Raw genomic sequence first — 14870 nt, 5'->3', positions numbered from 1 at the left:
GGTATAAACGTTTTAGGGCAGCCTAATTCTATATATGCAGCGACGCGGCTCTGCTGGCGACGAGGGGTACAACCGACGCCGATTTCTTACCGTTGGAGCGAGTGCCGTCGGTGTCACGTCACTTACGGGTTGTCTCGGTATCATCGGAGACGACGAGAAGAACTCGAACAACGATACGAACGTGGCGGGGCAGATCGGTTCCGGGCGGTCGCCGTTCGGTGACCGGAATATCCCCGGCGGTACCTCGATGAAGGAACTTCCCGACCTGAAAGGCGAGTTGACGCTCTACTCGGGGCGGGGACAGGCGCTCGTCGGTAACCTCGTCTCGTTCATCGAAAAGCTCTACGACGATTTCTCGGTGAAACCACTGTACGGCAACTCCACCGATCTCGTCCAGCAGATCAAGACCGAAGGCCAGAACAGCCCGGCAGACGTTTTCTACTCGGTCAACGCCGGGTCGCTCGGCCTGCTCTCGGATGCGGGTCGGACGAAGAAACTCCCGAAAGACGTGCTGAACGAAGTGAAAAAGCAGTTCCGCGACCCGAAAGGGAAGTGGGTCGGCACGTCCGGGCGCGCGCGAACCATCCCGTTCAACACGAACTCCTTCGGGAAGAAGGACATCCCGAACGATATCTTCGCGTTCCCCAACCAGTCGAAGTTCAAGAACGCGATGGGGTGGGCACCCTCCTACGGTTCGTTCCAGGCGTTCGTCACCGCGATGCGCCTCCTCAACGGGCGCGAGAAGACGAAACAGTGGCTCGTCCAGATGAAGAACAATCAGATAAAAAAGAGCTACTCGGACGAACTACTGGTCGCCGAGGCCGTCTCTCGCGGCGAGATCAAAGCTGGATTCACGAACCACTACTACATCCAGCGGATCATCGCTGCCAACAAGAACCCGCCCATCTCCACCGCCTTCACGAAGGGTGATGCGGGGTCGATGTTCAACGTGGCTGGTGCCGCGGTCGTCGATACGGCGAGCGACCAGCAACTCGCGGAGAACTTCGTCCACCACCTGCTGTCGGCAGAAGCACAGGAGTACTTCGCGGTGAAGACGTTCGAATATCCACTCATCCCCGAGGTCGAACCGCTCGGTCGGCTCCCGACTATCGACGAACTCAACCCGCCTGAGAACTTAGACCTCGGCCAACTGTCTGACATCGAACCGACCCTGAAGCTCCTGCGCGAAGTCAACATGCTGTAACACGGCGCGAAACCCAACCCACACGATGGAAACAGAAACCCAGTCAGAACAGGCGAGTCAGCAGGGAAGCGAGTTACCCCTCGGTCTGACGCTTCTCGGTGGTGCGGTCTCGGTAGCCGTGTTGTTCCCCCTGCTCTGGCTGGTCGGCATGGCGCTCGAAGTCGAGTTCGGACGCGCGATCTCGCTGTTGACGAGGCCTCGAACCATAGAGATCTACGCGAACAGCGCCACCCTCGTCGTCGGGGTCACGGTGGCATCCATCCTGCTGGCGGTTCCGCTCGCGTATCTCACGGTTCGGACGAACCTCCCGTTCCGCCGGTTCTGGACCGTCGCGGTGTCGCTTCCACTCGTCATCCCGAGTTACATCGGAGCGATCGCGTACCTCTGGGCGTTCGGCCCACAGGGTGAACTCCAGCAACTGCTCGCCCCGCTGGGCATCGGATCGGTTCCTCAACTCTATGGGATGAAAGGAGCAGTGGTGGTCCTCACACTCTACACCTACCCGTACGTGTTCATCACGACGCGGGCCTCGTTCAAGACGCTGGATACGACACTCATCGACGCCGCGCGAACGCTCGAACACTCCCGATGGGAGGCGTTCAAGCGCGTGACGGTTCCCCGGATCAAGCCCGCCGTCGCCGCAGGGAGCCTGCTCGTCGCACTGTACGCACTGTCGGACTTCGGGACGCCAGCCATCATGGGCACGGACGTGTTCACGCGGATCATCTACGTCGAGCGCAGTGTCGGTCGTGACTACGCCTCGTTGCTGTCGCTGGTTCTGGTGACCGGAACGATATTCATCCTCGCCGTCGAATCGCGGGTTCGCGGTGTCGAACGCAGTGCTGGTCGCCAGGGTGGCAGAACCGACGATGTGGTACGACTGGGCTACTGGAAGTGGCCTGCGACGGCCTTCTGTGCCCTCGTCGTCGGATTGGCACTCGCCGTTCCCATCGCTATCCTCGGGCAGTGGTTCATCGGTGAGAGTACGCAGTACGCGACCACGCTCACGTTCGAGTGGGAGTCTGCCATCAACTCGGTCTACGTTGCGGCGTTGGCGGCACTGGTGACGACACTGGCGGGGCTCCCGGTCGCGTACCTCTCGGCCCGTCACAAATCGCGTCTCTCGTCGCTGTTCGAGCGGGCGTCGTACATCGGCTACGCCGTGCCGGGCGTCGTGATGGGGCTCGCCATCGTCTACTTCAGCGCGAACTACGCCACGCCACTGTACCAGCACCTGCCACCGCTCATCTTCGCCTATGTCGTCCGGTTCCTGCCGCAGTCGGTGGGGTCGACGCGGGCGTCGTTCCTGACGGTGAACCCGCAACTACCGGAGGCGGCGCGAACCCTAGGGCGCACCTCCATCGGCGCGTTCCGGGCGGTCACGCTGCCGCTCATCGCGCCGGGGTTGGTCGGTGGCGCGGCGCTGGTGTTCCTGACGACGATGAAGGAGCTTCCGGCGACGCTCCTCTTGCGCCCGATCGGGTTCGACACACTCTCGACGTTCATCTGGAGCGCACAGGCGCAGGGTCACTTCGGGGCTGCTGCCGTGCCCACGCTCATCTTGCTCGTCGTTTCCGGGTTCTCTATGCTCGTCATACTTTCACGGGAGGGATACGATGTCAAATAGCCAAACTGTAAACGGACACGCGGAGGTACCGAACGAAACCAACACGTCGACCGAGACGGTGCTCGAACTGGATTCGGTCGTCAAACGATACAACGATGGCCCGAAAGTCATCGACGACCTTTCGCTGTCGGTTCGTGAAGGGGAGATACTGACCATGCTCGGCCCGTCCGGCTGCGGGAAGACCACCACCCTGCGACTCGTCGCGGGACTGGAGCGTCCCGACGGCGGTGAGGTACGTCTGAACGACGAAGCCGTCGCCGGAAACGGCTCGTTCGTCTCGCCCGAACAGCGCGGCATCGGCGTCGTCTTCCAGGAGTTCGCGCTGTTTCCGCACATGACCGCCGAGGAGAACGTCGCGTTCGGCCTGAAAGACCTCCCCGACGACGAGATCGAGCGCCGGGTGGATTCGATGTTCGACCTCGTGGACTTAGAGAGCCAACGCGACAGTTATCCCGACGAACTCTCCGGCGGCCAACAGCAGCGCGTCGCCCTTGCGCGCTCGCTCGCACCCGAACCCGAAATCATCCTGCTGGACGAACCGTTCTCGAATCTCGACGTCGACCTGCGCGTCGAGATGCGCGAGGAAGTCCGACGAATCCTCAAAGAGTCGGGCGTCACTGCCATCTCGGTCACGCACGACCAGGAGGAGGCGATGTCCATCAGTGACCGCGTCGCCGTGATGAACGGCGGTAAACTCGAACAGGTCGGACGACCGGAACAGGTCTTCCAGCACCCCGAATCTCGCTTCGTCGCGTCCTTCCTCGGCCACGCCGGATTCCTCTCGGGCTACGTCAACGGCAACGAAGTGGTCACGGGCATCGGAACCATCCCCCGCGACCAGATTCACGGGCTGGCTCCGGAGTACGATAAGACCCGAATCGACGTGCTGGTTCGACCGGACGACCTGGACGCCGTCCCGGCACGCAACGGAACCGCCGATGGTCGAGTGACCTACCGGCGCTATCTCGGCCCGACAGTCCTCTACCGCGTCGAACTGGACGAAGCCGACGAGAGCGATAACGCCGACGTGCTCCAGTGTATGCACAACCATTCGCGGCAGATTCCGCTCGAATCCGAAGTCGACGTGGAACTCGCCGCAGACCACGATCTGGCGTGGTTCCCGAGAGAACAGCGCAAAACGCACGCCCGCGCCCCCGAAGCCGACTGATGGATCTGTGGCGGTGGCTCTCGATGGACTGGGGACGTCGATCTTCGACGAATCGAGGACGCTGGCTCCTGCCGGTCGCGCTCGCGCTCCTTTCGGGGGGCATCGTCTTCTGGTTCTCGACGCAGTTTTTCCCGTATCTCTCGCTGAACCACGACGAAGGGGTGTATCTCCAGCAAGCCGCGATGCTCGTCGACGGACAGGTGGTCATGCAGACGCGATTTCCCGACGCCTTTCGTCCGTGGTTCTTCATCGTCGACGGGAACCGGATGTACTCGAAATACGCGCCGGTTCCCGCCGCCATCTTCGCCCTCGGAAAACTGGCAGGCAGCTTCCGATTCGCCCTCTTCGGTGTCGCAACAGCCACGACCGCGTTCGTCTACCTCCTCGCCCGCGACGCCTTCGACCATCAGACGGGACTGCTCGCCGCGATCGCGCTGCTCGGCTCCCCACTCTTTCTGCTCACCTCGGCCACCTTCCTCCCCTATGCACCAACCACAGTGCTGAACCTGCTGTTCGCGGTCGCCTACGTCAGGGCAGTGCGACGGGCGAACCTCGCGTGGGCTGCGGTGGCGGGGTGTGCCATCGGACTCGCGTTCTTCGCGCGACCCTACACTGCCGTCCTCTTCACGATTCCATTCGCCATCCACGGGGGACTCGAACTGTGGCGCGACGAGTTCCGACGAATCGCGCCACGCTACGCCATCATCTCGGTGTTCGGTCTGTTCTGGGTCGGTGTCACGCTCGGTTACAACTGGCTCGTCACGGGGTCGCCGCTGTTGTTCCCCTACGAAGCGTTCGCACCCCACGACGGGCTCGGCTTCGGCCACCGCGAACTGCTAGGCTACGATCGCCAGTACACGCCCACACTCGCGCTCCGGGCGAACGCCTACCTGCTCTGGGCCTTCGCTACCAGATGGACGGTTGCAGCCCCGGTCGGAACCATCCTCGCAGGGATCGGGATCGTCGGATTTCTGTTGCGAGACCGCCCCGAATGGTCGACACCGGGACTCTCCGACGTCGAACTCCGGAGCATCTTCGCGGGCCTTCTCGTCTCGGTCGTCGTTGGCAACGTCTTCTTCTGGGGGAATCTGAACATCCTCGCGGAACTGGGCGACCCGAACGATGGGTTCATCTCGCTGTTCGGCCCGTTCTACCACTTCGACCTGTTGCTCCCGCTTTCTGCGTTTACTGCGAGCGGAGTCATCTTGCTCGCGCGGCGCGTCCGCACGTTCGCCCGCGTGCGAGCGAACTACACTATAGGACAGATTCGCGCGGTGATGCTCGTCCTGCTGGTCGTCGCCACCCCGGTCGTCGCGGTTGCCGAACACGCTGCCCTCCAGCCACAACTCGATGCGCACGCGAAGCAGGCCGAGAAACACGAACGGGCCTATCAACCGTTCGAGAACCGGGACTTCGAGAATGCACTCGTCTTCGTCCCGACGCCCTACGGTGGATGGCTGAATCATCCCTTCCAGTCCCTCCGCAACGACCCTTCGCTCGACGGGGACGTGGTGTACGCTCAGAACCGTGGCCCGGCAGGGGATTTCGAACTCATCGATGAATACGAGTCCCGCACGCTCTACCGCTACACCTATCGCGGTCGGTGGTCGCCCGCACCCGGCGCACACGTGACGCCGAGATTGGAGCGTCTGCGCGTTCGAGAAGGTGAGCAGATCGAGGTCGAAACACGGGTCGGTATCCCCGACGATGCCAACCGTGCAACTGTCAGGGTGGAAGTCGATGACGAAGTCGCAACCTTCGATCTCGCACAGCCGACCGATCCGGTCACCGTGAACTGGAAACTGTCGCCCGAGGGTGTTCGAGTGACGTCGCCGAACCAGACGAGACGCCTCTCCATCGACCGAGTGGAAGAAGTTTCGCTCGCTATCGTCGTCTTCCAGTCAGGCGGTTCGTCGTTCACCTACCGACAGGAGGTGTCGGTACTCGTGGAGAACGGAACGGTTCGCGTCGTCTGGCCACCCGAGACGCGGCTCTGCCGGTTGACCCTCGACTGCGGGCGAGAGGGAACCTACCTCCCGGAGAAGACGACGCTCGACGGCGCGTATCTCAACTCGACCGTCAGAGCCACGGAACGAGACGGCGTAACTGCTCTTCTACCGCCACCTTCACGATAGATCCAGCGATCTCTCGGCCACCAGTGAGGGGGTCGAGTTTCGTCTCACCTTTTCGTTCGTCGTACTCGATCGGCAGCTCGCGCACCCGATAGCCGCGCATGAGGGGACGAATCAGGAGTTCTGCAGAAAGTCCGGTGTTCTGCGTCCATTCGATCTCTTCGATCACGGGTCGGCGGTAGGCTCGCATCCCGGTCGTCGTATCGTGAACGTGTTCATCCATCAGCAGGGATGCGAGGAGGGCGAACGCCCGGTTCCCCCAGCGGTTCATCTCCGGCATCGCCTCCGCGCCGTAGTAGAGTCGGTCGCCACTCACCACGTCGTACCCCTGATTTATCAGGTCGAGGAATTCGGGAAGCTGTTCCATCGGATAGGTGTCGTCACAGTCGGTCGTCACGACGACGGGCCGGTCAGGCGCGATCAGGGCAGCACGCACCGCAACCCCGTACCCTTGCGGTCGCTGGTTGATGACGCGCGCGCCGTGTTCCTCGGCGATCTCGGGCGTTCTGTCCGACGACCCATCGACGCAGACCACTTCCGCCCGTCCATCGGTCACTCGTTCGATATCCGTGAGTACCGACTCGATCGCAGCCTCCTCGTTGTACGTCCCCATGACGACGCTCACATCATCGAAGGTGAGTTCGTCGTCCCGCGCTTCGTTTTGCATCTACGTTCGAGTTGTGATGGACGTTACTTGAGTTTTAGGTTTGCCAAAAAGTGCTCTGACCAGTAGCTATTTGATCGTTTTCGTCGTATCTCCTCCGCTATGGCTGGGAAGAAACTCCTGATGATAGTCGGCGACTTCGGCGAAGATTACGAGATCATGGTACCGTTTCAGGCCCTGCAAGCGGTCGGCCACGAGGTCGACGCGGTGTGTCCTGAGAAAGACGGCGACGAGACGGTGAAGACTGCGGTTCACGACTTCCGGGGCGACCAGACGTACATGGAATCCCGCGGACACGACTTCGCGCTCACGGATTCGTTCGACGATATCGACCCTACGGACTACGACGGACTCGTCCTCCCCGGCGGGCGGGCACCGGAGTATCTTCGGACGTACCCCGAAGTCATCGAAGCGGTACAACACTTCGTCGAGGTGGACAAACCGATCGCCGCCATCTGCCACGCCGCTCAGATACTCGCGGCGGCGGACGCCATCGAAGGGCGGACGTGTTCAGCCTACTCGGCACTGAAAACCGACGTGGAAGACGCAGGCGGTGAGTACTACGACGGCGTGGTAACCGACGAAAATCTCGTGACCGGGCGCGATTGGGGCGACCACGTCGAGTGGTTATCGCAGTTCCTCGATGTTCTCGGCACCGAGATCGAACACGGCAAAGCGGTGACGGCCGACGACTGACGATACTCGCTGAGGTCACAGACGAGTAGCGCTCAGGGTGGACGACCGTCGGTAGTGGTCAAAACAGATGACCGCCGGTAACGGCCAGAACAGCTGGCCGTCGAGTGCGTTCAGGCGGAGGAGTTCCCTTGTCCTCCTTCGGTCTCGGTCGTGGTCGTGGTCGTTTGGCCTCCGCCCCCTCCGCCATCGCCACCAGCGCTTCTGAGCCTGGTGCTGAGCAGATTGAGGGAACTACTGAAGACGGTCGCGTCGGGAGCGAACTGTCGGCGGTCACCTGTACTGACGTTCACATTCCGAGCGAACATGAACGTCGTGAGTGCCGCGTTCTCACCGCCGAGTTCGTACCGGATGATCCACCCGTCGTAATCGTCGGGTTGGGAGATCTCGGGAACGTTCCCCCCGCCGACGCGACGAAGGAGGCGAATCGTCGTCGATTGTTGCAATGCGTTCGTCACGCGGAACGGGACGTTCGGGTGGTAGTCGTACATGTACACCAACGCTTCCTGCGCCTGCGCCGACCCACTCCCGGCACTCCCGAGACCCAACGCGAGTGCACTCGCTGCGAGTGCGCCCTTCTTCATGAACGAGCGACGTTCTTTCGATTCTGCTGTTTCCGTGTCGGATACTTTGTTCTCGGTCATTTCTCTCCCAATTCTCGTATGACTTGTCCACTCATAAAGCGGTACGAACTTTCAATTTACAAACTTCTACCTAACTACCGGTCGGGCAGGGTAACGGTCGTAGCAGAGCCGTAACGGACGATACAATGGAGCTACGTCGTCGTAAACCGGTTCTTGCCGTGATTCGGAGAATGCTCGCGATGCCCTGTCCAATCGCTCCTTTAGTATAGCGAAATGCGATTTATGAGAGTGGCATGGGACAGGTCGAGTCGAACGAAACCGGGATTATTGATAGGTAGGCTACAGATAACTTCCCGGAGATTCCAGTTCGGTTCCGATCTCGCTTCGTCGGCGAACGACTCGACCTGACATTCGACTGCTGTGAGTGACCTCGGCAACCGTATCTGTCGAGCCATCACGAACCCCGATGGCGTTTCGAGCCACCGACGATGAGGATCTCCGCTCCGTGTTCTAATACGCAGTCTACTAACTCCCAAGCGTGAAGTCCGAAACATTCGTCGTGATTCTCGACTCTCAGGCGGTTCTCGCGTCTCGTAGCGATCAAAAACCGACGATGAGACCGTGAGTGGCAGCAAGACGTCGCCCCCGAGGCCATGAGTGACGTCAGAACCGTGGTTTCGCGTACGAATCGTCTCGAACATCGCAAAGCACCCTCTCGTGGTTACGAGGAGTGATGAACTGGACTCTCGCAGGGAACAGGGGGTACCAGCGGGTGCTAAGAGCGTTCACGACGCTGAAAGAGCGTCACAACAGCGAATAGACGTTTGCCTCGTACACCTCTCGTACCCGGTCACCCCAGTTGTGGGTGTAGGTGTCGATGATATCGCTTGCGACGTCGCCGCGGAGATATTTCACGATGCCGCGGTCGCCGGTGCGGTCGCGGAGATGCGTCGTAAAGAAGTGCCGGAAGTAGTGGGGGGTGACGTTCTCCTCCGCGCCACCACCGGTTCGATACCATCCCCACTCGCGGGCGTGGCGCTCGACGATGTTCCGAACCATCTTCGGCGTCAGGCGTTTTCCCCACTCGCCGCTCGTACTGACGAACAACGGCTCCGCAGGCGAGCGTGCGTCCGGGCGGATCGCCAACCACTGGACGAGTACACGGCGGAGTTCCGCGTCCACGGGGACGATGGTTTCGCGTTTCCGCTTGTTGGAGGCGGTTCGCTCCTCTCCGTTGTTGACCTGCCCGCGCACCGCATCGGCGGTCACGAAGATCGAATCCGGACGGCCATCGAGTTGCGGTCGGTCTCCCAGCGTGTACTCGGCCCGTACCGCCTCGTTTGCGAGATTCACGTCGCGGAGGTCGAGATTGCACAGTTCGCCGACACGCATCCCGGTCTTCAGCAGGGTGAGGACGATGGCACGTTCGAGGGGATGGGTGACGCCGGCGACGAACGTTCGCATGTCCGGCACCGAGATTTCGCGGCGAGTTGGGTCTTTATCCACCGATTCGTGCATCTCTTCGACGACGAGCGCCATCGGATTCGATTCGAACGCTCCGACCTGCGTCATGTAGGCGTAGAATCGATGGAGGTAGGAGGCGTAGGTGGCGATGGTGCTCTCCGCGTGGTCGCCACGGAGGGTGTGTATCCACGCCATGCAGTCACGCTGTGTGGCTGCGCCGGGAGCAACGCTCCGTCCCGATGGGTTCCGGTCGGGGTCGGCGAGAAACGCCTCGAACCGCCGCAAGACGCGCTCGTAGGCTCCGCGAGTGCGTTCGCTCTTCCCGTGGTAGAGGAGGTCTTGCAGGAAGTAGCCGACCGGATCGTCGGGATTCGGATTGGCGGGGCTACTCGTCGCCATCGACACCCCCGACGAGGGCGTACCCGCCGTGGCGACCACTGTACTGAACTCGGTTGTTCTCCTGGAGCGTCCCGAGTGCCTCGTCGAGTCGATCTTCGAAGTCGCCAGCGAGTCGCTCGACCAGTTCGTCCCACGACAGATGGTCCTCGGAATCGAGGAGGTCGAGTAACCGTGTTTCGAGGTCGTCACCCCGGGGGTTCGACCCTTCCTCAGGGGGTTGCACGCGATCGATTTCGAAACCGCGTCTCCCGGCCTGTACCATGGCCCTGAGGAACTCGCTCTGGCTCATGTCGAGTTCGTCGGCGTGGGCCTGCCACTCGTCTTTTTGATACTCCGGAATGTACGTCTTCACGACAGCTCGTTCCGTCCCGTCGTCGGCCATGGTTGCACGTCTCACCCCCGGTATATCAATTTGTCCCACATGGCGTGATAAGCGAACTTATCTTCTCTATTGGCACTCTAATCTCACCCCCAAGCCGCGGTTATCGTCATTACTAGTACTGTAGTTTCACCTCTGCCAGCACTATCAAGGACGATATTATTTTATCGTCGTTTAATATCGGATTGTTGATGTATCATCATGGGGTGGTCAGTTCTCCGATGCGAGTCTACACACGCTTAATTCGTTCGCGCACTACACGTCTCGTTTGCTCGTCGAATTCCGGGTGGGTCTCGTCGACTCGCCGAATATTCGATAGCTGAGTCCTCCTGTTCGTGTGAATCGGCACGGATTGGTTCTCGTGTCACCGACATACGGAGCGATGAACCGAACTGAAACTGCAACGAGCAACATCGCAGTCGAAAACGACGGTACTCGGTTCGATGGCCGTAACACGCTCTCAGCTTCGGAACGTTGTCTGCAGTCTTCGTGGCGTTTTCAACGACCTGAACCCGTGGAACGAGCGGTCAACAGCCACTCGAGTGTAATCTCGCCGTCTTGAGATCACGAACTGCCGTACCCCTCGATGACACCGAATTGTACTGAAATATACTCAAATATACTGAGATGTACTGGGTGAATCCCCCGTGTACTCTACTCCAGAGCGCGTACACGGACGACGAGGTCTAAATATCAACCTAAATGAAGGAATGGCTTCCGACTCGAACACGTCACGAAATGATGGATGAATATTTACTATCTGCCGATTGATGAATCGCTTCTCTGGTTCGTTCTCTCTAATACTGTTTGTCGTGCTCTCGAATTACCGTGTTACTTGCCATCAATTTACAAGTGAACGGTCCGTCTTTCGAGGAACTAATAAATCGAATGCCGCTATACCATTCGTTTCACCAGCGAGTTGGAGAGGACATCGATCATCAGAATCACTGTCAGTATGAGACGAAGCATGAATCATAGACTGCTTCCGACCGAACACGTTGGGTAGAACGTTCCAAGGATCACAGCTATCGTCAACCAATCTACTGGTACGTCCCGGCAGCGTATCTGTTCGCGGTCGGGTTTGGTATTGCCGCGTTCCTCGCAGTCGTGGGCGTGACGAACCGACTGGCAGTCATCGGCGTCGGTGCGCTCGTCATCCTCGTCGTGTTGGGTGTCGGAAGTCTCGCGACGTTCCCGGCGCTGTACCGGGATGCGCGATATCTCAACCGGACGGACCGGTGGGACCCCAACTGGTGGGCGTACGTCGCTGGCGGTGCGCTGACACCCCTTCTCGACTATCTTTCGGGAGGATTCCTCTTCGGCCCGCACGTCAACCTCTTTCTGTCGGTGCTCTCGTGGCTCGGTAGTGTCGCGTCGATGTGCGCGGTTTATCTCTACCGGCGACACCGTGCCGTCGGTGTTCCATGACGATGATTCGTCGCTCTGGACGAAATTCGACGAGTTATCGGAACGAGACGGTGTCAGTACCGCCGAAGCAGACCACGACCGAAACGCGGTAACGATCATCGAAACCGAAACGTAGCGAACTCACAGACGCTATCGAAACGGTCGGTTACGAGATCGAGGTGAACGGTAGGTAGCAGTCGTCGAATACGGCTGGTTCTCCTCGTGGAAGACACGCTCGAACCGACTTTTACTCGACGAGTTCTGTCGCTGTCGACGATATCGTCGGCGCTGTGATGTCCATTCGGGCTCTGGACGTTGTGAAACGGACAAAACAGCGATCGATTCACAGGAGAAGTATCACGATGTCCAAAGTAGACCATTCCAGTACCGATGCAGCGTATCGTACTCGACCAGCATGGAACCCCGGTAACGAAGGTGGTTCGTCACGGTTCGACGTCTGTCAGAACGACCATTGTGACAACCAACACGTCGATCCGACGTTCAGTCGTGTTTTCGGAGCCGAGGACGGTCCCGTCTTCGCCTGTCCGGAGTGCGCTTCGTGGACAGCACTTCGACAGGGTGCCGCCGCGAATCCGGGCTTCGAAACCCGAGTCAAACAGTTCGAGACCGGAGGCAACACCCTGGTCGGCAGATGACCATCCGAAAACCAGTTCTCGAACCAGCCTGAGCGACGACGAACTGAGGTACCTGATCCGGAGGATTATTGATGGAGACCGAAACGAGTCGGTGGAACCGAGTTACAAACGACCTGTTCGATGGCAGTATCGACCGTACCACTGCCGTCGTCGTCGCCATGGTCGGTCTGGACGTGCTCTGGTGGGTGTTGCTCTACACCGGTCACGTCCCGATGCCGGGGATGATGTGGCTGATGCAGGAGGCCGGAATCCCGATGGCCGCGCCAGGAGCGATGGAACGTGCCGTCTTCCACGTCGGGACGCTCGAAGCGATCGCAGGGTACGTCGTCATGTGGGGAGTGATGATGTGGGCGATGATGTATCCGCCCATGACTCGGTTCACGCGGGATTACGCCGCCGCACTGAGAGGGTCGCGGTTCGAAGTCGGTGCGACGGTCACGGCGTTTCTCGTCGGTTACAACCTCGTCTGGGCGCTCTCGGCGGTCGTTCCCCTCGGCTTCGAGGCAGTGCTTCCCGGCGGTATCTACGGTGTGACCCTATCCCACACCCATCTTGTTATCGGCGGGATGCTCACGCTTACCGGTCTCTATCAACTCTCTTCGTTCAAGCGGTCGCGGCTCCGGACGTGTTGTGAACGAGTCGCTCCACACGACGCCGATATCGGTGACGGTCTCGAAAGAGGCGTCGCCCACGGCGTAAGTTGCCTCCTCGTCTGTCTGGGCCCTTTTTCCTCTTGATGCCCTTCTTCGGCGAGATGAACTACTTCTGGATGGTCGCGTTGACGACCGTCGTCACGGTCGAGCGACTCCCCTCAACGTGGGGGAAGGAGTTCTCGACCGCAACTGGTATCATCTCGCTTCTCGCTGGTATCGTCGTCCTCCTCGCTCAGCCGACGATTCCACTCGCCTTCTCGATGTAGGTCGCGGTTTGTCACCCGCGCGTACCGGTCGAATCCACCGACCGGTACTTATTCTGCTGTCTCGGGCACGTAACCGTGCAGGAACGGGAGATTCGTGTCGGTAGTGCTCTCGACGAAATTGACGACGACTCTGTCTTCGGGTTGTAGACACCCGAGCGTCGAGACGACGATGAGGGTGCCCGTGGCGGCCACGACCAACGCCAGTGGAAGCGTGAACGTGGAGAGCGAGACCACCTGTGCCACCACCAGCGCCGGGGGGAGCAAGAGTAGTGGCACGCGGGTCATCGTCCGGATCGTCCACCGTGAGAACGGTGTGATACCGAACTTCGACCACAACACGGCGAACATGAAGGTGTTGAGGGCGACGTTCGATGTGGCGGATGCGACTGCCGCACCGACGAACCCATAGGCGGGTATCAACGCGAGATTCAACACGAGATTGAGTGCGAACGCGACCGCGTTGCCTGCGAGGATTAACTTCGTGTGACCCAACGCAGAAAGCGTTTCGCGGTTGCGACCACCTGCAGCGTTCGTGAAAAAGCCGACCGAGAGGATCGTGAGTGCCAACGCACCATCGGCGTAACGCGCACCGAAGAACACCGTCAGGATGTCGCCGGGGAAGGTTACGAACAGCAAGAACCCCGGAAAGGTGACGATGAATATCCACTTCGTCGTCAGCTGATAGATGGTGGAGATCTCGTCTCGTTCCCCGTTCGAATCGAGTCGCGAGGCCAGCGGCAGATACAGGAATCCGAACGACGCGAGTGCGATGAGCAGGCTGTTGGCGAGTGGATACGCTGCGGCGTACAACCCGACCTTGTGGGAGGTGGTGAAGTAGCCGAGCATCACCGTATCCGTTCGGGTCAGCAGGTCCGCGAGAACCGATGAGAGCACGAGCGGTGCGGAAAACAGCGCCATCTCGCGCGTGTGGAGACGGAACTCGCCGACGAGTGGGAACAGCCGATTCAGCAGATAGTGGGCGACGAGGAACGCCACGCCAGCACTGACGAGATACGCATATCCCGCCGCCACTGCGCCAAAACCGAACGACAACAACACCCCGAGTAAGAGCAGTCTGCCGAATGGGTACAGAAGGTCGGCGACGTACGTCTTGTAGATGGTGTTCTCGAAGCCGCGAATCCCGCCGACGCCGACGCGGAACCCGACGACTAGTGGAACCGCGAGCGAGAATAGGGGTATCAGCTGGTTCGAATCGGCATCGTCGAACAGATTCGCGGTGATGAACTCGGCGTTGAGATACAGGATCCCGGCCAACACCAGGCCTACTGCCCCGGCAAGGATGATGCCGGTGAGCCACGCGCCGCGAACGTCTCGTTCATCGTCGAACCTGGAGATGTATCGCGGAACCCCCTGTCCGAAGCCGACGAGTGCGATCGTGACCCCGAGCGACATCGTCGTGAGGGCGATGTTCACCTCGCCGTAGGCAGCCGTCGAAAGCCCTCTGCCGAGGGCGATCCGTTCGATCAGTTTCGCCACGGACGCGACTGCAGCGCCGACGAACACGAGGCTCGCACTCGATAAGAGGTTTCGAAGCTCACGTTCCGTTCCCATAG

At 60.2% G+C, this 14870-nt stretch carries 15 protein-coding genes; 10 read left to right on the top strand and 5 right to left on the bottom strand.

Annotated features, from left to right (window positions below; translation table 11 throughout):
• Positions 1-34: 34 nt before the first annotated feature.
• The 4 genes from ACR3FE_RS18935 to ACR3FE_RS18920 are packed head-to-tail and all read left to right on the top strand — an operon-like array spanning position 35 to position 6134.
• A complete protein-coding gene (locus tag ACR3FE_RS18935) occupies positions 35-1204 on the top strand; it encodes an extracellular solute-binding protein (protein ID WP_458209028.1) in 1170 nt (389 codons plus the stop codon).
• 25 nt (positions 1205-1229) lie between these two features.
• Positions 1230-2831 (top strand): ABC transporter permease, encoded by a 1602-nt coding sequence (locus ACR3FE_RS18930; protein WP_458209026.1) that lies wholly within the window; start codon positions 1230-1232, stop codon positions 2829-2831.
• Positions 2821-3999: an ABC transporter ATP-binding protein gene (locus ACR3FE_RS18925; RefSeq protein WP_458209024.1), complete on the top strand. Its 1179-nt coding sequence runs from the start codon at positions 2821-2823 to the stop codon at positions 3997-3999. Before ACR3FE_RS18930 ends, ACR3FE_RS18925 begins: the two co-directional genes overlap by 11 nt.
• A complete protein-coding gene (locus ACR3FE_RS18920; RefSeq protein ID WP_458209023.1) occupies positions 3999-6134 on the top strand; it encodes an ArnT family glycosyltransferase in 2136 nt (711 codons plus the stop codon). Before ACR3FE_RS18925 ends, ACR3FE_RS18920 begins: the two co-directional genes overlap by 1 nt.
• Here ACR3FE_RS18920 and ACR3FE_RS18915 read toward each other — a convergent pair.
• Positions 6079-6798, bottom strand: coding sequence for a dolichyl-phosphate hexose transferase (locus ACR3FE_RS18915; protein ID WP_458209021.1), 720 nt, complete (start codon positions 6796-6798; stop codon positions 6079-6081). The genes ACR3FE_RS18920 and ACR3FE_RS18915 overlap by 56 nt on opposite strands.
• 99 nt (positions 6799-6897) lie before the next feature.
• On the opposite strand from ACR3FE_RS18915, the gene ACR3FE_RS18910 reads away from it, so the two are divergent.
• Positions 6898-7491: a DJ-1/PfpI family protein gene (locus ACR3FE_RS18910; RefSeq protein WP_458209019.1), complete on the top strand. Its 594-nt coding sequence runs from the start codon at positions 6898-6900 to the stop codon at positions 7489-7491.
• A 110-nt stretch (positions 7492-7601) separates the two neighbouring features.
• Here the strand turns inward: ACR3FE_RS18910 and ACR3FE_RS18905 are convergent, their stop codons facing one another.
• The 3 genes from ACR3FE_RS18905 to ACR3FE_RS18895 form a co-directional block, all read right to left on the bottom strand.
• Positions 7602-8132 (bottom strand): twin-arginine translocation signal domain-containing protein, encoded by a 531-nt coding sequence (locus ACR3FE_RS18905; protein ID WP_458209018.1) that lies wholly within the window; start codon positions 8130-8132, stop codon positions 7602-7604.
• A gap of 744 nt (positions 8133-8876) precedes the next feature.
• Entirely contained in the window at positions 8877-9935 is a 1059-nt protein-coding gene (locus tag ACR3FE_RS18900; protein ID WP_458209017.1) for a tyrosine-type recombinase/integrase, read from the bottom strand.
• Positions 9922-10317, bottom strand: coding sequence for a DUF5805 domain-containing protein (locus ACR3FE_RS18895; protein WP_458209015.1), 396 nt, complete (start codon positions 10315-10317; stop codon positions 9922-9924). The genes ACR3FE_RS18900 and ACR3FE_RS18895 overlap by 14 nt, the downstream gene beginning before the upstream one ends.
• Positions 10318-11427: 1110 nt before the next feature.
• Between ACR3FE_RS18895 and ACR3FE_RS18890 the strand changes: the two genes are divergently transcribed.
• From ACR3FE_RS18890 to ACR3FE_RS18870, 5 genes are all read left to right on the top strand, one after another.
• Complete coding sequence (locus ACR3FE_RS18890; protein ID WP_458209013.1) at positions 11428-11742, top strand: hypothetical protein; 315 nt, start codon at positions 11428-11430, stop codon at positions 11740-11742.
• Positions 11732-11857 (top strand): hypothetical protein, encoded by a 126-nt coding sequence (locus ACR3FE_RS18885; protein ID WP_458209012.1) that lies wholly within the window; start codon positions 11732-11734, stop codon positions 11855-11857. Before ACR3FE_RS18890 ends, ACR3FE_RS18885 begins: the two co-directional genes overlap by 11 nt.
• A gap of 226 nt (positions 11858-12083) precedes the next feature.
• Positions 12084-12377 (top strand): DUF7563 family protein, encoded by a 294-nt coding sequence (locus ACR3FE_RS18880; RefSeq protein WP_458209011.1) that lies wholly within the window; start codon positions 12084-12086, stop codon positions 12375-12377.
• Positions 12378-12448: 71 nt separating this feature from the next.
• Entirely contained in the window at positions 12449-13114 is a 666-nt protein-coding gene (locus tag ACR3FE_RS18875; RefSeq protein WP_458209010.1) for a copper chaperone, read from the top strand.
• Positions 13114-13296, top strand: a complete 183-nt coding sequence (locus tag ACR3FE_RS18870) for a copper chaperone (protein ID WP_458209008.1) — start codon at positions 13114-13116, stop codon at positions 13294-13296. Before ACR3FE_RS18875 ends, ACR3FE_RS18870 begins: the two co-directional genes overlap by 1 nt.
• Before the next feature lie 48 nt (positions 13297-13344).
• Here ACR3FE_RS18870 and ACR3FE_RS18865 read toward each other — a convergent pair whose 3' ends face one another.
• Complete coding sequence (locus ACR3FE_RS18865) at positions 13345-14868, bottom strand: flippase (protein ID WP_458209007.1); 1524 nt, start codon at positions 14866-14868, stop codon at positions 13345-13347.
• Between the last annotated feature and the right edge of the window lie 2 nt (positions 14869-14870).

The sequence above is a fragment of the Haladaptatus rarus genome, from assembly GCF_054177585.1.
This window is presented reverse-complemented; position numbering and strand designations above follow the sequence as displayed.

What these genes read in the sequence shown, in the direction of transcription:
- ACR3FE_RS18935 (WP_458209028.1), top strand. Translation starts at nt 35, where the DNA reads ATGCAGCGACGCGGCTCTGCTGGCGACGAGGGGTACAACCGACGCCGA.
- ACR3FE_RS18930 (WP_458209026.1), top strand. Translation starts at nt 1,230, where the DNA reads ATGGAAACAGAAACCCAGTCAGAACAGGCGAGTCAGCAGGGAAGCGAG.
- ACR3FE_RS18925 (WP_458209024.1), top strand. Translation starts at nt 2,821, where the DNA reads ATGTCAAATAGCCAAACTGTAAACGGACACGCGGAGGTACCGAACGAA.
- ACR3FE_RS18920 (WP_458209023.1), top strand. Translation starts at nt 3,999, where the DNA reads ATGGATCTGTGGCGGTGGCTCTCGATGGACTGGGGACGTCGATCTTCG.
- ACR3FE_RS18915 (WP_458209021.1), bottom strand. Translation starts at nt 6,798, where the DNA reads ATGCAAAACGAAGCGCGGGACGACGAACTCACCTTCGATGATGTGAGC.
- ACR3FE_RS18910 (WP_458209019.1), top strand. Translation starts at nt 6,898, where the DNA reads ATGGCTGGGAAGAAACTCCTGATGATAGTCGGCGACTTCGGCGAAGAT.
- ACR3FE_RS18905 (WP_458209018.1), bottom strand. Translation starts at nt 8,132, where the DNA reads ATGACCGAGAACAAAGTATCCGACACGGAAACAGCAGAATCGAAAGAA.
- ACR3FE_RS18900 (WP_458209017.1), bottom strand. Translation starts at nt 9,935, where the DNA reads ATGGCGACGAGTAGCCCCGCCAATCCGAATCCCGACGATCCGGTCGGC.
- ACR3FE_RS18895 (WP_458209015.1), bottom strand. Translation starts at nt 10,317, where the DNA reads ATGGCCGACGACGGGACGGAACGAGCTGTCGTGAAGACGTACATTCCG.
- ACR3FE_RS18880 (WP_458209011.1), top strand. Translation starts at nt 12,084, where the DNA reads ATGTCCAAAGTAGACCATTCCAGTACCGATGCAGCGTATCGTACTCGA.
- ACR3FE_RS18875 (WP_458209010.1), top strand. Translation starts at nt 12,449, where the DNA reads ATGGAGACCGAAACGAGTCGGTGGAACCGAGTTACAAACGACCTGTTC.
- ACR3FE_RS18870 (WP_458209008.1), top strand. Translation starts at nt 13,114, where the DNA reads ATGCCCTTCTTCGGCGAGATGAACTACTTCTGGATGGTCGCGTTGACG.
- ACR3FE_RS18865 (WP_458209007.1), bottom strand. Translation starts at nt 14,868, where the DNA reads ATGGGAACGGAACGTGAGCTTCGAAACCTCTTATCGAGTGCGAGCCTC.